At 64.7% G+C, this 20842-nt stretch carries 14 protein-coding genes; 13 read left to right on the top strand and 1 reads right to left on the bottom strand.

The features are described 5' to 3' along the window. Position 1: 1 nt before the first annotated feature. Positions 2-1111, top strand: a complete 1110-nt coding sequence (locus tag BBTA_RS33525) for an IS5-like element ISBrsp7 family transposase (protein ID WP_012043985.1) — start codon at positions 2-4, stop codon at positions 1109-1111. 286 nt (positions 1112-1397) lie between these two features. Further along, complete coding sequence (locus tag BBTA_RS33520) at positions 1398-3632, top strand: CHASE2 domain-containing protein (protein ID WP_012046961.1); 2235 nt, start codon at positions 1398-1400, stop codon at positions 3630-3632. Positions 3633-3766: 134 nt separating this feature from the next. Here BBTA_RS33520 and BBTA_RS33515 read toward each other — a convergent pair whose 3' ends face one another. Continuing rightward, positions 3767-5362 carry an ABC transporter substrate-binding protein gene (locus tag BBTA_RS33515; RefSeq protein ID WP_012046960.1) on the bottom strand — a complete coding sequence of 532 codons (1596 nt, stop codon included), beginning with the start codon at positions 5360-5362 and terminating at the stop codon, positions 3767-3769. 242 nt (positions 5363-5604) lie between these two features. On the opposite strand from BBTA_RS33515, the gene BBTA_RS33510 reads away from it, so the two are divergent. From BBTA_RS33510 to BBTA_RS33460, 11 genes are all read left to right on the top strand, one after another. Next, positions 5605-7248: an ABC transporter substrate-binding protein gene (locus BBTA_RS33510; RefSeq protein ID WP_085972741.1), complete on the top strand. Its 1644-nt coding sequence runs from the start codon at positions 5605-5607 to the stop codon at positions 7246-7248. Positions 7249-7380: 132 nt separating this feature from the next. Further along, a complete protein-coding gene (locus tag BBTA_RS33505) occupies positions 7381-8337 on the top strand; it encodes an ABC transporter permease (protein WP_041751058.1) in 957 nt (318 codons plus the stop codon). Next, positions 8337-9236, top strand: a complete 900-nt coding sequence (locus tag BBTA_RS33500; protein ID WP_041751057.1) for an ABC transporter permease — start codon at positions 8337-8339, stop codon at positions 9234-9236. Before BBTA_RS33505 ends, BBTA_RS33500 begins: the two co-directional genes overlap by 1 nt. A 225-nt stretch (positions 9237-9461) precedes the next feature. Next, entirely contained in the window at positions 9462-10511 is a 1050-nt protein-coding gene (locus BBTA_RS33495; protein ID WP_012046956.1) for an ABC transporter ATP-binding protein, read from the top strand. Between the two features lie 28 nt (positions 10512-10539). Next, positions 10540-10737 carry a hypothetical protein gene (locus tag BBTA_RS33490; protein ID WP_012046955.1) on the top strand — a complete coding sequence of 66 codons (198 nt, stop codon included), beginning with the start codon at positions 10540-10542 and terminating at the stop codon, positions 10735-10737. Further along, complete coding sequence (locus BBTA_RS33485) at positions 10734-12146, top strand: Asp-tRNA(Asn)/Glu-tRNA(Gln) amidotransferase GatCAB subunit A (RefSeq protein ID WP_012046954.1); 1413 nt, start codon at positions 10734-10736, stop codon at positions 12144-12146. Before BBTA_RS33490 ends, BBTA_RS33485 begins: the two co-directional genes overlap by 4 nt. A gap of 210 nt (positions 12147-12356) precedes the next feature. Next, positions 12357-13340, top strand: a complete 984-nt coding sequence (locus BBTA_RS33480) for an ABC transporter ATP-binding protein (RefSeq protein WP_012046953.1) — start codon at positions 12357-12359, stop codon at positions 13338-13340. An 893-nt stretch (positions 13341-14233) separates the two neighbouring features. After that, on the top strand, positions 14234-15454 hold the full coding sequence (locus BBTA_RS33475) for an NF038122 family metalloprotease (protein WP_012046952.1): 1221 nt from the start codon (positions 14234-14236) through the stop codon (positions 15452-15454). Between the two features lie 869 nt (positions 15455-16323). Next, complete coding sequence (locus BBTA_RS33470; protein ID WP_148221553.1) at positions 16324-17316, top strand: NF038122 family metalloprotease; 993 nt, start codon at positions 16324-16326, stop codon at positions 17314-17316. A 279-nt stretch (positions 17317-17595) separates the two neighbouring features. Further along, positions 17596-19344, top strand: a complete 1749-nt coding sequence (locus tag BBTA_RS33465) for a type I secretion system permease/ATPase (RefSeq protein WP_012046950.1) — start codon at positions 17596-17598, stop codon at positions 19342-19344. 64 nt (positions 19345-19408) lie between these two features. Beyond that, the gene (locus BBTA_RS33460) at positions 19409-20749 is read left to right on the top strand and encodes an HlyD family type I secretion periplasmic adaptor subunit (RefSeq protein WP_012046949.1); all 1341 of its coding nucleotides are present in this window, start codon (positions 19409-19411) and stop codon (positions 20747-20749) included. Positions 20750-20842: the final 93 nt, after the last annotated feature.

Genomic DNA, 20842 nt, shown 5'->3' with positions numbered 1-20842 from the left:
GATGCGAGGAAGCGACGAACGGACGGGATCCCTGTTCAGCTATGTAGATTTGGAGGATCGGGTTCGTGCCGACCACCCGCTGCGGACAATAAGGCGGCTTGCCAATGCGGCACTGGCTGACCTTTCAAGGGACTTCGAAGCGCTCTACACCGCGTTCGGCCGGCCGTCGATCGCGCCGGAGAAACTGCTGCGGGCGATGCTGCTGCAGGCGTTTTACGGCATTCGCTCGGAGCGGCAATTGATGGAGCGGCTGGACTTCGACCTGCTGTTCCGCTGGTTTGTCGGCCTGGGCATGGACGACGCGGTATGGGATCATTCGACCTTCTCCAAGAACCGTGACCGGCTGCTGGAGGGCGAGATCGCGGCGAAGTTTCTGACGGCGCTGCTGGCTCGGCCCGAGGTGAAGCGGCTGCTGTCGAGCGACCACTTCTCGGTCGACGGCACGCTGATCGAGGCGTGGGCGTCGATCAAAAGCTTCCGCCGCAAGGACGGCGGCGATCAGGACAATGACGGTCCGGGCCGCAACGCCGAGCGCAGCTTCCACAAGGAAAAGCGCAGCAACGAGACGCATCAGAGCACGACCGATCCCGAGGCGCGGCTGTACAAGAAGGGCGAGGGCCAGCCGGCGAAGCTCTGCTACATGGCTCATACCTTAATGGAGAACCGCAATGGCCTCGCCGTGCTGGGCGGCGTCAGCCAGGCAACCGGCACCGCGGAGCGGGATCAGGCGCTGGAACTGATCGACCGCCATCGCGGCGATCGCACGCGCCGGATCACGCTGGGGGCCGACAAGGCTTACGACGTCACCGACTTTGTCGGAGAGCTGAGAAGCCGTTCGGTGACGCCGCACATCGCCATCGACGGGCATTTGAGCAAGACCGGCAAGCCACGCAAGACCGCGATCGACCGGAGAACGCTGCGTCACGCCGGCTACGCGGTCAGCCAACGCTGCCGCAAGCGCATCGAGGAGGTGTTCGGCTGGATCAAGGCCTCGGCCGGCCTTGCCAAGGTCAAGTTCCGAGGCCGCGCCCGCGTCGATGCCGCCTTCAAGCTGGCGCTGGCGGCCTACAATCTGATCCGCCTGCCAAGACTGTTGGAGGCAACCGCATGAGGCACCTCGGCTCAGGGTCCAAGCGCCGCACAAAGCCGACACTCGGCGCTTACCAGCCGACCCGGAGACTCAAATCCGACCGAAAGCAGACTTCTTCAACGGCCTGCTAGAGCATGATCCGGACAAGTGGAAACCGGCTTTCCGCGAGACATCATGCGCAGACGAAGTGCCATGGCGGGGGCAGCGGTCCTTGGCACGCCATGATCGCCCTTGAAAAAGGTGGATGCCGGCGCAGACCTCGTGACGCTCGGCCTGTCGAAGCCGAGCGCGCAATGGCGGTCCTGTCATGAAGCGATTGAAGGCCGTGCCAAGATGGTTCGCGCGCCGGTTCGGCTATGCGCGCGCGATCTGCCTGCTGCTGCTGCTGGGCTTTGCGGGTCTGCGCGTCGCCGATCCGGCCCTGGTGCAGGAATTGCGCGTCCGGACCTTCGACAACTTCCAGGTCCTGAGCCCACGGGTGAAGACGGTGCGGCCGGTGACCATCGTCGATATCGACGAAAAGAGCCTTGCCGATCCCAAGCTCGGTCAGTGGCCCTGGCCGCGCACGCGCATCGCGGAGATCATCGACAGGCTGACGCGACTCGGTGCGGTCGTCATCGCCTTCGACGTGGTGTTTGCCGAGCCGGACCGGCTCAATCCCGCGCTCGCGGCCGAGACCTTTCCCAATCTTGACGAGGCAACGCGCGACAAGCTCAGGACCCTGCCTTCCAACGACCAGGTGCTCGCCGAAGCGTTGCAACGATCGCGCGTCGTGCTCGGCGAATCCGGTGGTCCTGAGGCCCGCGCAGATCTCGACAGGACATTGCCCAAGACGGGCATCGCGACCCGCGGCCAGGATGCAGAGCGGTTCATGTGGAACTTCCCGGGGCTGTTGCGTAACGTCTCCGTGATCGAGCACGCGGCCGCCGGGCGCGGCCTGTTCACCATCAAGCCGGAGCGCGACGGCATCATCCGCCGGGTCCCGATGATCATGCTGGCCCAGGGGGACATCATGCCGTCGCTGAGCTTCGAGATGCTGCGGGTCGCGACCGGCTCGGACACGATCCTCATCGAGACGGACAAGAGCGGCATCATCAGGCTCCGGCTCGGGCGCGTGCAGATTCCGACCGACACGCACGGGCAGCTCTGGTTGCATTATGCCGAGCGTGATCCATCGATCTACGTGTCCGCCATCGACGTGCTGGAAGGCCGGGTGCCGCCGGAGAGGATCGCCGGCAAGCTGGTGCTGATCGGACCCTCGGCGGCCGGCCTGAACGACATCAAGACGACGCCGATCTCGCCGGCGATGCCGGGGGTCGAGGTGCACGCCCAGGTCCTGGAGAGCGCGCTGACGGGCGCGATCTTGACGCAGCCTTATTGGGGGCTGCCGGCGGAGTTTTTCGGCGCGCTGGTGCTCGGCCTGCTCGTCATCGTGTTCGCCCCGCAACTCGGCGCCGTCACGTTGGTGGTGGTCGGCGCCGTGTTTGCGACCGCGCTGATGGGCCTGTCCTGGTACTTCTACACCCAGCACCGGCTATTGATCGATTTCACCTACCCGATGCTGTCGACCACGGCCATCTATCTGACGCTGATCTTCGCGAGCTTCGTGCGCGAGCAGAGCCAGCGCCGGCAGATCCGTTCCGCCTTCGGCCAGTATCTCTCGCCGGCGCTCGTCGAGCAGCTCGCGCACTCGCCGGAGAAGCTGGTGCTCGGCGGCGAGGAGCGTGAGATGACGATCATGTTTTCCGACGTGCGCGGCTTCACCACGATTTCCGAAAGCTACAAGCACGATCCGCAGGGCCTCACGCGGCTGATGAACCGCTTCCTGACGCCGCTGACCAATGCGATTCTGGCGCGCAAAGGCACGATCGACAAATATATGGGCGACGCCATCATGGCGTTCTGGAACGCCCCGCTCGATGATGCGCGGCATCAATTGAATGCCTGCGAAGCCGCGCTGGATATGCTCGCGCGCGTCGACGAGCTCAACCAGGCGCGCGAGCAGGAGGCCAAGGACGGCGGTCACGTCTATATTCCGATCAATATCGGCATCGGTCTCAACACCGGCGTCTGCGTGGTCGGCAATCTCGGCTCGGATCAGCGCTTCGATTATTCGGTGCTGGGCGACAGCGTGAATCTCGCTTCCCGACTCGAGGGGCAGTCCAAGGAATACGGCTTCCCGATCATCGTCGGCTCGAAGACCGCGCTCGCCGTCAAGGACAGGCTGGCGATTCTCGAGCTCGACTTCGTCATGGTCAAGGGCAAGACCGAGCCTGAGGTGATCTATGCCATTACCGGGCGTGAAGACGTGATGCATTCCGAGCGCTTTCAGCGCCTGCGCAATCTCACCATCGAGATGCTGGCGGCCTATCGCAGCCGCGATTGGGACGAAGCGCTGACCGCGATCGGACGCGGACGCCGGAGCGACGAGGCGCACGAGCTCTCGAAGCTCTACGATCTCTACGAAGCGCGTATCCGCAATTATCAAAAAAGCCCACCGCCTGACGACTGGAACGGCGCCTACGCACTGATGACGAAGTAGTCGCGCTCCGTGGCGCAAGGGTCTCGCGGCCGCCATTGCGAGGAGCGAAGCGACGACGCAATCCATGGCCGGTGGCCCGGCCCAGGATGGCTTCGCCGCGCTCGCAATGACGACCGCGCGCGACGCTGCCGCAGCTACTCCGCCCCGATCGTCGTCAGGTCCTGGAACCAGTGCTGGGCCTGCACGAACTTCTTCACCTTCGGCGACAGCGCGTGCGGGTTGGTGTCGTGCACGACCCAGACCAGAACGGCATCGTCGACGACGGCCGCATGGGCCTGGGCGATCAGCTCGTCCTGCTTGGCCGGATCGAAGGTCTGCTTGGCCTCGGCGATCAGCGCATCGACCTTCGGGTTCTTGTAGCCGCCCCAGTTGACGCCTGTGGGCGCGATCTGGTCTGACGCGAAGAAGCGCACGATGGCATAGAGCGGATCCGACGTGACATAAGCGATGTTGTTGGCGGTGATGCCGGCATTCATCTCGTCGGCCGCGCCCTTACGCCAATGCGTATACAGAGTCTCGAGCTCGACCACCTTGAAGTCGATGTCGATGCCGATCTCCTTGAAGCTCTGCTGCAGGAACTCGTTCATCGGCAGCGACAGCATCTGTCCGGTGCCGCCTTGCGCGATGATGAAGGTCGTCTTCAGCGGCTTGGCTGGTGAGTAGCCGGCCTCCTCGACCAGCTTCTTGGCCGCGGCGAGATCATATTTCAGCTCGAAGCTCGGCTTGCCGAACCACGGGCTCGACGGATCGACCTGGCCTTTGGCCGGCTTGGCGAGGCCGTTCATCAGCCCCACGACCTCGTCGCGATTGATCGCGAGGTTGAGCGCCTTGCGCAGGCGGATGTCGGTCCAGGGCGAGCCCGGCAGCACGCTGAGATGGTAGTTCCAGACATGCGGCGTGACGTTGTCGACGAGCTTCATGCCGGCGGCCTTGAGCTGCGGCACAGCGTCCGGCGCCGGCGTCTCGATCAGGTCGACCTGGCCGGCGAGCAGCGCGTTGGTGCGCGTCAGCGCCTCCGGCATCGGCACCAGCACCAGCTTGTCGGTCTTGGGCAGCCGGTCCTTGTTCCAATATTCGGAATTCTTGCTGAGCTCCGCGAGCTCGCGCGGCACCAGTTTGGTCAGCTTGAACGGACCGGTGCCGGAGGGCTGGCTGGCGAACTTGTCCCAGTCCTTGCCGAGCTTCTCATATTGCGCCGGGCTCGAAATCAGGAACCACAGCATTTGATAGGGGAAGAACGAATCGACGGTCTTGGTGGTGATCTCGACGGTGGAGTCGTCGATCTTGGCGTAGCTCGCGACCGACGGAAGGCGGGTCTTTACCTGCGCGCTCTGCCGCTTGTCGAACTGCGGTGCCTTATCGTTGAGCACCTTGTCCAGATTCCAGATCACCGCGTCGGCATTGAAGTCGCTGCCGTCGTGGAACTTGACGCCCTTGCGCAGGGTGAAGCGCCACTTGGTCTTGTCGGCGTCATCGACCTTCCACTCGGTGGCGAGGCCAGGGATCAGCTTGCCGGGCTTGTCGGCGACGCTCATGTCCCAGGCGACCAGCGGATCGTAGATCGTATAGCCGGTAAACTGATAGGCCCCGGCGCCGCGATCCGGCTGTCCCGTGGTCAGCGGGATGTCGGCCATCGAGATGCCGTAGCGCAGGATGGTCTCGGCACGCGCAGCGACGGCGGACAGGCCGAGCGCGAGCGCGGTGGCGAGCAGGGAAAGTCGGACACGCATGCAGGGGAGCTCCGTTGCGATGTCGGCTCCGCGGCAGCGAAACCGGATCAAATTCGCAAGCGGACCTGCAATCCGGGTGCCACGGCGCGCGCGGGGATCGTTTGAACACAAACGGTTGTGACCACGCGTCGCAGGGGCTCTGTGCGCCGGGTCGCTGGCACAGCCGTTGCATACATTTGCTTAGAAATTAGCCACTGATCGGAGATGTGATCGTGCTGTCGAGCGTTACGAATTCGTTGACCATGCGAGCGGCTGTTGTGGCCGCGATGATGACGACGGTCTCGGCCTTCGCGCTGCCGGCGACGGCCGGTGCGGACTCCGTGCTGCGCATCGGCATGACCGCGGCCGACATTCCGCGCACGCTCGGCCAGCCCGACCAGGGCTTCGAGGGCAACCGCTTCACCGGCCTCACGATGTACGACGCGCTGACGATGTGGGACCTGTCGTCGGCGGACAAGCCGAGCGTCGTCATTCCCGGCCTCGCCACCGAGTGGAAGGTCGACGACGCCGACAAGACCAAATGGACGTTCAAGCTGCGCCCCGGCGTCACCTTCCATGATGGTGCGCCGTTCAATGCCGATGCCGTGGTGTGGAACGTCGAGAAGGTGTTGAAGCAGGACGCGCCGCAGTTCGATGCGAGTCAGGTCGGCGTCACCGCCTCGCGCATGCCGACGCTGGTGTCGGCGCGCAAGATCGACGATCTCACCGTGGAGCTGACGACGAAGGAGCCTGACAGCTTCCTGCCGATCAATCTCACCAATCTGTTCATGGCGAGCCCGGCCAAGTGGCAGAAGCTCTATGAGGCCGCGAGCGGCGCCGACGACAAGGCGAAGTCACAGGCCGCCTGGGCCGCGTTCGCCAAGGACGCCTCGGGCACCGGCCCGTGGAAGATGAGCAAGTTCACGCCGCGCGAGCGGCTGGAGCTCGTGAAGAACGAGGCCTATTGGGACAAGGCGCGCGTGCCCAAGGCGGACAAGATGATCCTGCTGCCGATGCCGGAAGCGAATGCACGCACGGCGGCGCTGCTGTCCGGACAGGTCGACTGGGTCGAGGCACCGGCGCCGGATGCGCTGCCGGAGATCAAGCAGCGTGGCTTCAAGCTCTACGCCAATGAGCAGCCGCATGTCTGGCCATGGCAGTTCTCGCGCGTCGAGGGCTCGCCCTGGAACGACATCCGCGTTCGCAAGGCCGCCAATCTCTGCGTCGATCGCGAGGGCCTGCGCGATGGCCTGCTCGCCGGCCTGATGGTGCCCGCGAGCGGCACTTTCGAGAAAGGACATCCCTGGCGCGGCAACGTCACCTTCGAGATCAAATACGACAAGGCGGCCGCGCAGAAGCTGATGCAGGAGGCCGGCTTCGGACCCGGCAAGAAGCTCGAGGTCAAGATCCAGACCTCGGCGTCGGGCTCGGGCCAGATGCAGCCGCTGCCGATGAACGAATATCTGCAGCAGGCGCTGGCGGAGTGCTATTTCGACGTCAAGCTCGATGTCATCGAGTGGAACACGCTGTTCACCAATTGGCGCCGCGGCGCCAAGGATCCGTCGGCGAACGGCGCCAACGCCACCAATGTGACCTATGCGGCGATGGATCCGTTCTTCGCGCTGGTGCGCTTCCTGCAGTCGTCGATGGCGCCGCCGGTCTCCAACAATTGGGGCTTCATCAACAATCCCAAGTTCGACGAGCTGGTGAAAAAGGCGCGCCAGACCTTCGATCCCACCGAGCGCGACAAGGCGCTGGCCGAGCTGCACGCGGCCTCGGTCGACGACGCTGCGTTCCTTTACGTCGCCCATGATGTCGGCCCGCGCGCGATGAGCCCGAAGGTCAAGGGCGTGGTGCAGCCGAAGAGCTGGTTCATCGACTTCTCGCCGATTTCGGTGGAGCCGTAAGCGACGATCTCCCAGTATTTCTCATGGCCGGGCTCGACCCGGCCATCCACGTTTCGATCCGAGGAGAGAAAGACGTGGATGCCCGGGTCAGGCCCGGGCATGACGGTCGATAGACGTTTTAGCAGGTGACTCGTGCTCTCTTATGCTGCCAGGCGGATGGTCTATGCGATCCCGATCATCATCGGCGTCGCGCTGGTCTGCTTCATGCTCGTTCACATCACGCCTGGCGATCCCCTGGTCGCGGTGCTGCCGGCCGATGCGTCGCAGGAGTTGGCGCAGCAGCTGCGTGTGGCCTATGGCTTCGACAAGCCGCTGCCGGTGCAGTTCGGCCTGTGGCTGTGGCGTGCCGTCAATGGCGATCTCGGCAGCTCGATCGCGACGGGCCGTCCGGTGCTGGCCGAGGTGCTGCGCGCCGTGTCCAATACCGTGACGCTGGCGATTGCGGCCGCCATCATCGGTTTCTCGCTCGGCCTGTTCTTCGGCCTCATCGCCGGCTATTTCCGCGATAGCTGGATCGATAAGGTGGCGACCTCGATCGCGATCGCCGGCGTGTCGCTGCCGCATTACTGGCTCGGCATGGTCCTGGTCATCATCTTCTCGGTCGAGCTGAACTGGCTGCCCGCGGTCGGCGCCGGCCCGTCCGGCTCGGGCGCGTGGTCGTGGGACTGGGCGCATCTCCGCTTCCTGATTCTGCCGGCGATCACTACCTCGGTGATCCCGATGGGCATCATCACCCGCACCGTGCGCGCGCTGACCGGCGACATTCTCAGCCAGGACTTCGTCGAGGCGCTACGTGCGAAGGGCCTGCGTGAAACCCAGGTGTTCCGCCACGTGCTGAAGAATGCGGCGCCGACCGCGCTCGCGGTGATGGGCCTGCAGCTCGGCTACATGCTCGGCGGCTCGATCCTGATCGAGACCGTGTTCTCCTGGCCCGGCTCGGGCCTGTTGTTGAACTCGGCGATCTTCCAGCGCGACCTGCCGCTCTTGCAGGGCACGATCCTGGTGCTGGCGATGTTCTTCGTCATCCTCAACCTCGTGGTCGACATCGCGCAGGCCGCGATCGATCCGCGCATCAAGCGGGGCTCGTGATGAGCGTCAGTTCGAACGCGATGAACGACGCCGCGCTGCAGGCCGCGCCCATGGCCAACGCGCGCGGCTATTGGGCGACCGTCGGCCGCCGCATTGTCCGGGACAAGGTCAGCATGGTTTGTGTCGCCATCCTGCTGCTGATCCTTCTTTCCGCGCTGCTCGCGCCCTATCTGCATCTCGCCGATCCATATCAGGGCTCGATGATCCGCCGGCTGCGCCATATCGGCACGCCGAACTATCCGCTCGGCACCGACGAGCTCGGACGCGACATGCTGGCGCGGCTGATCTATGGCGGACGGCTGTCGCTGCTGATCGGCATCTCGCCGGTCATTCTTGCCTTCGGCCTCGGCACCATGCTCGGCCTCGTCGCCGGCTATGTCGGCGGCTGGGTGAACACTGCGATCATGCGCACCATCGACGTGTTCTACGCCTTCCCGTCGGTGCTGCTGGCGATCGCGATCTCAGGCGCGCTCGGCGCCGGCATCGCCAACTCCATCGTTTCGCTGACCATCGTGTTCGTGCCGCAGATCACCCGGGTCGCCGAGAGCGTCACGACCGGCGTGCGCAACCGCGACTTTGTCGAGGCCGCGCGCGCCTCCGGTGCGAACGCCTTCACGATCATGCGCGCGCACATGCTCGGCAATGTGCTCGGACCGATCTTCGTCTACGCGACAGGGCTGATTTCCGTGTCGATGATCCTCGCCGCAGGCCTGTCGTTCCTGGGCCTCGGCACCAAGCCGCCGGAGCCGGAATGGGGCCTGATGCTGAACACCCTGCGCACCGCGATCTACGTCAATCCCTGGGTCGCGGCGCTGCCCGGCGCCATGATCTTCGCGGTCTCGATCTGCTTCAACCTGCTCAGCGACGGCCTGCGCAGCGCCATGGACATCCGGAGCTGATGTTTGCAATGCTGATGATCAACGCCGCTCGCTCGGCAATGGCAGTGCACCTCTCCCCGCCTGCGGGGAGAGGTCGGATTGTATCGAAAGATGCAATCCGGGTGAGGGGGGACAGGTCTCACTACACACACTCCCCGTGCGGCTGCCCCTCAACCCAACCCTCTCCCCGTAAGAATGGGGAGAGGGGGCGCACTATTTCTGCCGCGCCTGCTCGAGTACAACATCATGAGTGAAGCAACGGCAGTCACCGGGCTCGAGCCGATCGAGGACCTCGGCGGCAAGGCGCAGCCATTGCTGCGCGTGGATGGCCTCACGAAGCACTTCCCCGTTCGCGGTGGCCTGTTCGGCGCGCGCAAGACGGTGCGTGCGGTCGATGATGTCTCGTTCAACATCGGCAAAGGCGAGACCGTCGGCATCGTCGGCGAGTCCGGCTGCGGCAAGTCGACGACGGCGCGGCTCCTGATGCATCTGATGGACCGTGATGCCGGCGAGATCATCTTCGACGGCCGCCAGGTTGGCCACGAAATGACGCTGCGCGAGCTGCGCCGCGGCATGCAGATGGTGTTCCAGGATTCTTATGCCTCGCTCAATCCGCGGCTGACGATCGAGGAGTCGATCGCGTTCGGGCCGAAGGTGCATGGCATGGCCGATGGTGCCGCACGCGCGCTCGCGCGCGAGCTGCTCGGCAAGGTCGGCCTGCGGCCCGAAATCTTCGCCAACCGCTATCCGCACGAGATCTCTGGCGGCCAGCGCCAGCGCGTCAACATCGCGCGCGCGCTGGCGCTGTCGCCGCGGCTCGTCATCCTCGACGAGGCCGTCTCGGCGCTCGACAAATCGGTCGAGGCGCAGGTGCTCAATCTGCTGATGGACCTCAAGCGCGAGTTCGGTCTGACCTATCTGTTCATCAGCCACGATCTCAATGTCGTGCATTACATCTCCGACCGCGTGCTGGTGATGTATCTCGGCGAAGTCGTTGAGCTCGGCCCGGTCGAGCAGGTCTGGGCCAGGCCGGCTCATCCCTATACACGCGCTCTGCTGGCCGCGATGCCGTCGTCCGATCCGGACCGGCGCACCGAGGTGCCGCCGATCTCAGGCGATCCGCCCAATCCGATCGATCCGCCGGCCGGCTGCCGCTTCCACACCCGCTGTCCGTTCGCCGAAGCGCTGTGTTCGAATATCGCCCCTGGGTTGACGGAGCTGGATACAATGGGCCATCAGGCCGCCTGCCACATGGCGATCCCCCGTTCGGGACACAGCCGGGCCCCGGCCGCCTGACCGGCAGACACCAGCAGCGAGAAGCGGAATGACCAGACCCACGCCCCAGCAAGTCAGTGCCATCGCGGAGGCCTCCGGCCTGCCCGTCGACAAGGAGGTTGCCACCCGCATCTCCGATTCGATCGGACCGGCATTTGACGGCTTCGCCGCCATTGCAGGTACCCTGCCGTTCGATCTCGAGCCGTCCAGCTACGTCGTGGCCCAGACGCTGAAGGTGGGCCGATGAGCACCGAACCCGCGCTGATGACCCTGACCGAGGTCGCCAAGGCGATCGCCGAGAAGAAGCTGTCCTCGGTCGAGGTGACCCGCTCCTGCCTCCACCGCATTGCGGAATGGCAGCCGAAGCTGAACGCCTTCATGGCGATCGAATCAGAGCCGGCGCTGAAGGCGGCCGCCGAGGCGGATGCGGCTCTGGCCAAGGACGGTCCGAAGGGGCCGCTGCATGGTGTCCCGCTCGCCCACAAGGACATGTATTACGAAGCCGGCCACGTCTCGACCTGCGGCTCGCTGATCCGCCGCGACTTTGTTGCGACCACCACCTCGACCGCATTGCAGCGGCTGAAGGATGCCGGCGCGATTCGGCTCGGCACCCTGCAAATGGCCGAGTTCGCCTATGGCCCGACCGGCCACAACGCGCATTACGGTCCTGTGCACAATCCGTGGAAGCTCGGCTATGTCACCGGCGGCTCGTCGTCCGGCTCGGGCTCGGCGGTCGGCGCCCGCCTGACGTTCGCTGCACTCGGCTCCGACACCGGCGGCTCGATCCGCATGCCCGCGAATTTCTGCGGCGTGACCGGCCTGAAGGTGACCTGGGGCCGCGTCAGCCGCGCTGGCGCGATGCCGCTGTCGCAGTCGCTCGACACGGTCGGGCCGCTGGCGCAGACCGCCGAGGATTGCGCGCTGATGCTCGGCCTGATGGCCGGTCCCGATCCGGAGGATCCGACCGCCAGCCACGCGCCCGTGCAGGACTATGTCGCCGCCACCCAGGCTTCGATCAAGGGGTTGAAGATCGGTGTGCCCAAGGCGTTCTACGTCGATGACCTCGATCCTGAAGTGGCGCGCTGCCTCGACGCCACGATCGGCCTCCTGAAGACCGAGGGCGCCGATGTCGTCTCGGTCGAGCTGCCCGATCAGCGCCAGCTCACCGCGGCCTGCCAGCTCGTGCTCGCGGTCGAGGCCGCTGCCTTCCACAAGCGCTGGATGATCGAGCGGCCGCAGGATTACGGCCCGCAGGTGCTGATGCGGCTGCAGAACGCGCTGGCCGTCTCGGGCGTCACCTATCTCGAGGCGCTGCGCTGGCGCGGCGCGGCCCTGGCCGCGCATGTCGCGGCCACCCAAGGCATCGATGCCGTGATCGCACCGGTGTCGCCGCTGGTCACGCCGTCGATCGCCGAGAGCGATGTCGGCGGCGTACCCGGCGCCGAAGCCGTGATCCAGCGCATCACCCGCTTTACTCGTCCGGTGAATTACCTCGGCCTGCCGTCGCTCGCGATCCCGACGGGCTTCACCGCGACGGGACTTCCCGTCGGCATGCAGCTGATCGGCCGCTCCTTCGACGAGGCCACCATCCTGACCATCGGCGCCGCGTTCCAGCGTGCGACCGACTTCCACGCCAGGGTCCCGACGCTGCCATGAAGCGGAGCGGGAATCGTAGCTCGGATGAGCGGAAGCCCGCGCCCGCAGGGCGGAGGCGGACGCGACATCCGGGTTCTCACGCGGTGTCGCTGGTGAACCCGGATGTCGCTGGCGCCGACGCCGAAGAGGCGTCGTCTGTCGCTCATCCGGGCTACCAGCAACGCGCGCCGCATACGGGCACGACACCGGGTTTGTGAGGATCAAAACCCCATGACCAACCTCGTCGAGATCGACAACCTCACCATCCGCTTCACTGGCGATCGCACGGTGCATGCGGTGAACGATGTCAGCCTGTCGCTCGGCGATGGCGAGGTGCTCGGGCTGCTTGGTGAGTCCGGCTCGGGCAAGAGCGTGACGATGCGGGCGCTGATGCGGCTGTTGCCGAAGAAGCGGACGCAGATATCAGGCCAGGTCAAGGTGATGGGCCGTGACGTGCTCGCCATGGGCGATGAGGAGCTGTCGCAGTTCCGCGGCCGCATGGTGTCGATGATCTTCCAGGAGCCGGGGCTGGCGCTTGATCCGGTCTATACGATCGGCAAGCAGATTGCCGAGACCGTGATGCGGCACGAGGGCAAGAGCTACGCCGAAGGCTACGCGCGGGCGCTGGAGATGCTCGATGTGGTCCGCATCCCCTCGGCGAAGCGCCGGCTGGAATCCTATCCGCACGAGATGTCGGGCGGCATGCGGCAGCGCGCGATGATCGCGCTGGCGTTGGCGTGCCGGCCCAAAGTGCTGCTGGCAGACGAGCCGACCACCGCCCTCGATGCCACCGTGCAGATCCAGATCCTGCTACTTTTGCGCGAGCTGCAGCGCGAACTCGGCATGTCCGTCATCTTCGTCACCCACGACATCGGTGTGGCGATCGAAATCTGCGACCGTGTCGCCGTGATGTATGCCGGGCAGATCGTCGAATACGGCGCGTTGCGTGACATCGTGCGCGATCCGGCGCATCCCTACGCGCGCGGCCTCCTCGCATCGACCGTGCATGCCGCCAAGCGGGGCGAGCGGCTGCAGACGATCCCGGGGACGCCGCCGTCGCTCGACCAGGCGCCGCAAAACTGTTCCTTCGCGCCGCGTTGTCAATTGGCCGAACCGCGTTGCCTCAACGCATTGCCGCCAGCCGTGAGTCTTGCCGCGGATCGCGGTGTTCGCTGCGTTCGGGCAACGGAGTCCGCGACCAGCAAGGCCATGTGAGGACGCCGCTGTCGCTTGTGAGACTCATGGTTGGACCCGAAGCAGGCTCGCAAGCACCGAACGCGCGATCCTCGATGCACGCATCGTGCGGCACGAACGGCTGGCCGATACGTAAAAGCGCTGCTTGGCCTCATCCTGATCAGCGTGATCGTACAAACAGTCCCAGCCTTTGGCACTCCCTGTAGCATTCAAAGGCTGAGTTCGAAGCTGCCGTCGTATCGTATGCCGGGGGCCGGCTTTTGATGGCTCTTAGTATTGTTTTCGATGGGCTGTGCCCCTGATCAGGAAAAGGAACTTTGTCAATCTTATTTCGGAGCAGGCAGACTTTTGGCCGCAGATGGTCATAAGTGATCAATGAAACGATACGACCGCGCCGAATGGGCCTGCTTAGGCCAGGAAATGATGACGAATGGACATCGTCATACGATCCAACTTGTGGTGACGCGATACATTTGTATCGCGTGAATGAATTGCGACATGCGACCGAGCGTGTCTTCGGCCAGAAGCAGCCGCGAGTTCGGAAGAGCGACGCAACTTAAGATAACCAGGGCAGGGGGGCCATGGCTATGTACCGTTCGTTTTCAGCGCTGTCCGACAGGCGGCGCTATGCGCTCAGATCTCGATTCATCCGGCTCTCGATTCAGGCGGATGAATTCTGTCGAAACGTCTTTTCTGCGCTGTGTCTCTGAGCGTCAGCGCCGCCTCCGATAGCATTGCGTAGAGCCGCTGACGGACGTCGGGAGCCATCCCAGCCATCCGCTTCGGTTCTTTTTCGACGGCTACGCATCGGCTCGGGAGGCCGATGGCGCAGAACGCCGCTGTCCGGGCGCTGAATGGCCGTGACCATTCGATCGGGACGTTCCAGACCTCAATCAAGAGCATGAGAGGACGACATGAGAACGGCTGCCAACCTGCGAGGGACCGTTGACTTCCAGGATCTCTGGGATTCGCCTTGGGAGGTCGATTCAATCTTCAGCTCATTTCACGGCCTGCAGCCCTACCAGCTGCAAGCCAATCAGCTGCAAACACAGGCGCTGCAGGGCGGTGGAGACGGTGCGTCCGCCGCGGGATCAGGAGCGACTGCAGCAACGCCGGGGCAGGCTGGTCCATCGGCGCCGGCCGGTGGTTCGGTCGTGACGGTAGATTCGGGCGGCGTTGTCTTCAATCTGATCTATGATGCAGCCTCGATGTCGGCGCCTGCGAGTGTTCGCGCGGGCCTCGAGGAGGCCGCCGGTATCCTCAGCTCGTCGCTGACGGACAGGATCACCGTCAACATCAAGGTCGACATCAGCGGTACGGGCGGCGGCGGCTCAGCCGATCCTGACTGGGGCTGGAACAACATCAACTATTCGAGCGTCCACGATCTGCTCGCCGCCAGCGCGCCGCGCGGCGATCAGACGTTCAGCTCGCTTCCGTCGGGGTCGACGATCGGCGGTGCGTCGGTTGTCACCGTCTACGCCGCGCAGATGAAGCTGTTCAATCTGTTCAATCCGAACGTCACCCTTCTCAAAGCCAATGATCAGACCTCGGACGACGGATTCGTCCATCTTGCTACCGATACCCCAAATCCGGTCGCCCTGTCGCTGCATGAGCTGACCCACGCGCTCGGGCGAACGAACATGCCGCTGTCGATCACGAAGGTGCCGGAGAGCTCTCCCAGCATCTTCGAGTTCTACCGCTATACGAGTCCGGGTACGCGTCTGTACTCGGCCGATCTGCAAAAGGCACCGCCAGCCTATTTCTCGCTCGACGGTGGTCAGACCAAGCTGGCCGATTACGGTCAGACCTCGGACCCGGCCGACTTTCTCGACGGTGGCGTTCAAGGTGATCGGGATCCGTTCAACGAGTTTTATTTCAACGATACGCCCAGCACCTTGTCGATGGTCGATCTGCAGCAGATGCACGCGTTGGGCTTCCATACGTCCATTCCGGCCTTCTCGGTCGCGCAGATCACCGGAACGCCGGTTGGCAACTCTGCATCCGCGAGCGCGGTCGCGTCCGCGGGCGGAAGCAATGCGAGTGCGCCCGGTGTCGCGGATTTGCATAGCGGCTGGGATGAGCTGTTTCACAACGCGCACCCCTTGCTGCATCATGGCGATTTCCACCTCGTCTAGGGGAAGGACGCAGAGCGGACCGCCGGCTGCCATGCCGGCGGTCTCACCAGGTGCCCGCCGCGCTTCGACAGATGATCTCCCTGGATGCTCCGAGATCAGAAGGTGTCTCTGCGGCGTTGACGGCTCCTGCGCAGCGAGCAGCGGCACGGGCCGTGGTCGCATCGGAGGAACATCGGGACGTCGTACTCATCGCTAGCTGCGCGCGACCGTGGGGGCGCGCCGCGACGGCAGTCATGACGATCGAGGCGCCTTGGTCATTGCCGAGGATGCCAAAGATCGATGATGCGTCGCGGCTGACGCTGCGTGAGAACACGGATCGTCTGTTTTCCGGAAGTAGTTGGTACGTGGCGATCCGATGTCTTCAATCTAAAAGTGTGTTGCTTTCTGCGTCGATGAAACACAAAGTTCCCCCGCCGTCGTTGTTTGTCAGGGCGATGATGAAGCAATTCAGTCACCCGATCGAAGGATCGGGGACGAGGTCGGCAGCCACCCCAGAATCGTGAGCGGCGATGCGATGGTCAACGGCGGAAGGTCAGACGACGAGCGCCGTCGTGATCCGTCAATCCAAATCCGGCAAATGGCGATGCGGACGTAGGCCGCTTCGACAACATGCGTCTTGGATCACCGCTTCTTTGATTCAGGATCATTCATCATGACACGCGACGGCCGCAAAGGTCCGTCGAGCAAGCAGAGTAGACCAAATGAAGTCTGTACTGGCGCCGCATCGGGTGCTCGATCAACATCATCTCTTCGATTCACAAGATCTCTTCGACTCAGTGTTGGACGAGTTCGTCTTACCTGATCTGCCTGAAGCGGTCGGCTATCGTCTCCATGCCGTGGCGCCCGGGCCGGAACCTCAGTCTGGCGGGATGACGGCAGCTGCGCCGACGGCACCCGCTGGCGGCGCCGTCGTGACGATCGACCAGGGAGGCATGGTCTTCAACTTGATCTACGATGCCGCCGCGATGAAGGCTCCGGCCGCGATCCGCGCCGGGATCGAGCAAGCGGCTGCCATGCTGAGCGGTGCAATCACCGACAGGATCACGGTCAACTTTCAGGTCGATGTCAGCGGGACCGGCCGGGGCGCCGACGGGGGTCCCGACAGTGCCTGGGGCCTGTCATATTCCAAGGTGCACGACCTGCTGTCGGGCAGCGCCGCGGCCGGTGATCGGACCTTCGCCTCGCTGCCCTCGGGATCTTCGATCGATGGCAGGTCGCTCATTACGGTGACCGGGGCGCAGGTGAAGCTGTTCACGCTCTACGATCCCGAGCTCAAGGTGACGGACGATCCGACGAAGCCAGCCAATGTCCATCTCAATCCGAATGATCCCACCACCGACGATGCGGGCATTCATCTCGATGCCGATGTGCCCAATCCGGTCGCCGTCGCCTTGCACGAGCTGACCCACGGTCTCGGCCGGATGCAGTTGGCGCCATCGGAAGATCTGCCGCCCATCTTCGACTTCTATCGCTATACGGCGCCGGGCGTTCGCCTGTATTCGACACAGTCCAGCACGTCTCCGGCAGCTTATTTCTCGCTCGATGGCGGCAAGACCAAGCTTGCCGATTACGGTCAGACGTCTGACCCGGCGGATTTCCTCAATACCGGCGTGCAGGGTCCGCGAGATCCGTTCAACGAGTTCGGTAACGAGAAGTCGTTTCAGTTCTTGACGATGGTGGATTTGGCGCAGATTCATGCGATCGGCTTCCACACGATCATACCCGGTTTGGCGGTCGCCCATGCCGTGGGCCACGGGGCGGATCTTGCATCCGCTCATCCCGTCGGTGGATTGGGCCTCGACGCTCAGCTCCAATCGCTCGCCCATCCTGCGGTGCTGCATGACGGCTTTCATCTGGTCTAGGGTGTAGGGCGCGATGGTCTTGGCCGACCGGGTCTGACCCTGGGGTCCTCGACATCGTCGGCCGGCGCTGCGGCCGGGCTTGCCGGGCTGGCGCCTCATAAAGGCCGGCTGAATTGATACGGACGGTCTGCGGAGCGCGGCGTCGCGCCGCGCTCCTGCTCACCAACTGCCGTGCTTGGTTGCGCGGATTCGACCAGAGCAGGTATACTGAAGACGCCGCGCTCCGTCTGCCGTACACGCTCTACTAACCATCAAGCCATCTGACCTGGAAAAAGATCGATGCTGCCCCCATTCGGCACCGGACCTTCCGAGCTTCGCGACGCATTGAGGGGCTGCCGCAGCGCCTTCATCGGCGTCGGACTGATGAGTTGCGTCGTCAACCTGCTGTATCTGACCGGCTCGATCTTCATGCTCGAGGTCTACGACCGGGTGCTGCCGAGCCGGAGTGTGCCGACCCTGATCGGCCTCATCATCATCGCCGCCGGCCTGTATGTCGCGCAGGGCGCGCTCGACATGATCCGCAGCCGCATCCTCGGGCGGATCGGGACGGCGTTGGACGAAAGCCTGAATGCGCGGGTGTTCGATACGGTGGTGCGCTTGCCGCTGGCGGTCGGCGGCCGCAACGAGGGACTGCAGCCGTTGCGCGATCTCGACAACATCCGGAGCTTTCTCGGCAGCCAGGGGCCCGGCGCGTTCTTCGATCTGCCGTGGCTGCCGCTCTACCTCGCGATCTGTTTCGCCTTTCACGTCCTGCTCGGCGTCACCGCGCTGGTCGGCGCTGTCATTCTGGTGACACTGACCCTGGTCACGGAGTTCCTCACCCGGACCCCGGCCAAGGAGGCGATGGGACTCGCTGCCCGCCGCAACGATCTCGCCACCGCCAGCCGTCGCAACGCCGAAGTGCTGGTCGCGATGGGCATGGCCGGGCGGATGATGCAGCGCTGGAGCGAGACCAACGATCGATATCTCGCCGGCAACCAGCGCGCCAGCGATGTGGCCGGCGGCCTCGGCGCGATCGCCAAGGTGCTGCGCATGATGCTGCAATCGGCGGTCCTTGCGGTCGGCGCCTATCTGGTGATTCACCAGGAGGCTACCGCCGGTATCATCATCGCCGGTTCGATCCTGAGCGCGCGGGCGCTGGCTCCGGTCGATCTCGCGATCGCGCATTGGAAAAGCTTCGTGGCGGCGCGCCAGAGCTGGCACCGCCTCAGCCAGCTGCTGCACACCATGCCAGCGCGTCCCACGCCGACCTTGCTGCAGCCGCCGGTCAGCAAGCTCTCGGTCGAGAGCATCTCGATCGTGGCGCCGGGCGACCAGAAGCTGATCGTGCAGGACGTCACCTTTGCGCTCTCGGCCGGCAATGGCCTCGGCATCATCGGGCCGAGCGCCTCGGGCAAATCCTCGCTGGTGCGGGCGCTGGTCGGTGTGTGGCGTCCGGTGCGCGGCCATGTCCGGCTTGACGGTGCGGCGCTGGATCAATGGTCCTCGGACGAGCTCGGCCGGCATATCGGCTATCTGCCGCAGGATGTCGAACTGTTCGCCGGAACGGTGACCCAGAACATCAGCCGCTTCGATCCGCACGCCTCCGCCGATGCCGTCATCGCCGCGGCAAAGGAAGCCGGCGTCCACGACATGATCATCAAGATGCGCGAGGGCTACGACACCCAGGTCGGCGAGCAGGGCGCGGCGCTCTCGGCGGGACAGGCGCAGCGGGTGGCGCTGGCGCGCGCCCTTTACGGCAAGCCGTTCTTGATCGTTCTCGACGAGCCGAACTCGAATCTCGATACTGAGGGCGACGAGGCCCTGTCGCGCGCGGTGCGCTCGGCGCGTGCGCGCGGGGCCATTGTCATCGTCGTCGCACACCGGCCGATCGGCATCGAGGCGGTCGATCAGGTGCTGGTGATGAAGGATGGCCGGATGCAGGCGTTCGGTGCCAAGGAAACGGTGCTCGCGCAGGTCCTGCAGCCACGCGGCGCGCCGCCGTCGCCGATCAAGATCGTCTCCGAGGCAGGGGTCGCCAAGTCATGACCGTCGAACAAGTCATGACCGTCGAATCCCATGAACCGTCGAATCCCATGAGCAGCCAGGTTCCATGAGCAGCCAAGTCATCACAGGCGCCGCGATCGGACCGGGCAAGACGGTCGGGGTGCGGCAGTCGATCCGGCTGCACCTGATCGTCGGCATGGCCGTGGTCGCGGTCGTCGCTGGCGGGCTCGGCGGCTGGGCCGCGACCCAGCAGATCTCCGGCGCGCTGATCGCGCCCGGCCAGATCGTGGTCGAATCCAACGTCAAGAAGGTGCAGCATCCGACCGGTGGTGTCGTCGGCGAGCTGCGGGCCCGCGACGGCGATGTCGTCAAGTCCGGCGATATCGTCGTGCGGCTCGACGACACGGTGACCAAGGCGAGTCTTGCCATCGTCACCAAGAACCTCGATGCGCTGCTGGCGCGCGCCGCCCGGCTGGAGGCCGAGCAGCGTGGCTGGGCCAAGATCCTGTTCCCGCAGCAGCTGCTGCAGCGGCTGAGCGACCCCGACGTCAGCGGCCTGCTGGCGTCGGAGACCAAGCTGTTCGAGGTGCGCGTCAATGGCCGCATCGGCCAGAAGGCGCAGCTGCGCGAACGCGTCGCCCAGCTCACCGAGGAGATCGAGGGCCTCTCGGCGCAGGTCAGCGCCAAGGAGCAGGAGATCGCGCTGGTGCAGAAGGAACTCGAGGGCGTGCGCCAGCTCTATGAGCAGCATCTGGTGCAGCTGTCGCGCCTGACCACATTGGAGCGCGACACCGCCCGCCTCAACGGCGAGCGCGCGCAATTCATCGCCGCCCGGGCCCAGGCCAAGGGCAAGATCAGCGAGACCGAGCTGCAGATCATCCAGGTCGACAAGGACATGGTCAGCGAGGTGTCGAAGGATCTGCGCGAGACCACCGACAAGATCGGCGAGTTCGTCGAGCGCAAGGTCACCGCCGAGGACCAGCTGCGCCGGGTCGACATCCGCGCGCCGCAGGACGGCATGGTGCTGCAATCCTCCGTCCACACCGTCGGCGGCGTCATCACCGCCGGCGACACGATCATGCTGATCGTGCCGCAGGCCGACGACCTGCAGGTTGAGGCCAAGGTCAATCCGCAGGACATCGACAAGCTGCAGGTCGGCCAGAAGACGCTGCTGCGGCTGTCCGCTTTCAACCAGCGCACAACGCCGGAGCTGAACGGCGTGGTCAGCCGCGTCTCGCCCGACGTCACCACCGACCAGCGCACCGGCCAGAGCTATTACACCATCCGCGTGTCGATGCCGCCGCAGGAGATCGCCCGGCTCGGCGACGTCAAGCTGATCCCGGGCATGCCGGTGGAGGCCTTCGTCCAGACCGGCGATCGCACCGTTCTGTCCTATCTGATGAAGCCGCTGCACGACCAGCTGATGCGGGCGTTCCGGGAGAAGTGAGGGCTCTTTGTTCGCGAGGGCCAGAGGCCCCGCGCCAAACTCCGCGTCATCCCCGCGCAGGCAGGGATCCATAGCCCCCCGGCGGACTTTGGC

The organism is Bradyrhizobium sp. BTAi1, assembly GCF_000015165.1.
Taxonomy (GTDB): Bacteria; Pseudomonadota; Alphaproteobacteria; order Rhizobiales; family Xanthobacteraceae; genus Bradyrhizobium; species Bradyrhizobium denitrificans.
This window is presented reverse-complemented; position numbering and strand designations above follow the sequence as displayed.

What these genes read in the sequence shown, in the direction of transcription:
- BBTA_RS33460 (WP_012046949.1), top strand. Translation starts at nt 19,409, where the DNA reads ATGAGCAGCCAAGTCATCACAGGCGCCGCGATCGGACCGGGCAAGACG.
- BBTA_RS33480 (WP_012046953.1), top strand. Translation starts at nt 12,357, where the DNA reads ATGACCAACCTCGTCGAGATCGACAACCTCACCATCCGCTTCACTGGC.
- BBTA_RS33495 (WP_012046956.1), top strand. Translation starts at nt 9,462, where the DNA reads ATGAGTGAAGCAACGGCAGTCACCGGGCTCGAGCCGATCGAGGACCTC.
- BBTA_RS33500 (WP_041751057.1), top strand. Translation starts at nt 8,337, where the DNA reads ATGAGCGTCAGTTCGAACGCGATGAACGACGCCGCGCTGCAGGCCGCG.
- BBTA_RS33515 (WP_012046960.1), bottom strand. Translation starts at nt 5,362, where the DNA reads ATGCGTGTCCGACTTTCCCTGCTCGCCACCGCGCTCGCGCTCGGCCTG.
- BBTA_RS33510 (WP_085972741.1), top strand. Translation starts at nt 5,605, where the DNA reads ATGCGAGCGGCTGTTGTGGCCGCGATGATGACGACGGTCTCGGCCTTC.
- BBTA_RS33465 (WP_012046950.1), top strand. Translation starts at nt 17,596, where the DNA reads ATGCTGCCCCCATTCGGCACCGGACCTTCCGAGCTTCGCGACGCATTG.
- BBTA_RS33475 (WP_012046952.1), top strand. Translation starts at nt 14,234, where the DNA reads ATGAGAACGGCTGCCAACCTGCGAGGGACCGTTGACTTCCAGGATCTC.
- BBTA_RS33485 (WP_012046954.1), top strand. Translation starts at nt 10,734, where the DNA reads ATGAGCACCGAACCCGCGCTGATGACCCTGACCGAGGTCGCCAAGGCG.
- BBTA_RS33520 (WP_012046961.1), top strand. Translation starts at nt 1,398, where the DNA reads ATGAAGCGATTGAAGGCCGTGCCAAGATGGTTCGCGCGCCGGTTCGGC.
- BBTA_RS33470 (WP_148221553.1), top strand. Translation starts at nt 16,324, where the DNA reads ATGACGGCAGCTGCGCCGACGGCACCCGCTGGCGGCGCCGTCGTGACG.
- BBTA_RS33525 (WP_012043985.1), top strand. Translation starts at nt 2, where the DNA reads ATGCGAGGAAGCGACGAACGGACGGGATCCCTGTTCAGCTATGTAGAT.
- BBTA_RS33490 (WP_012046955.1), top strand. Translation starts at nt 10,540, where the DNA reads ATGACCAGACCCACGCCCCAGCAAGTCAGTGCCATCGCGGAGGCCTCC.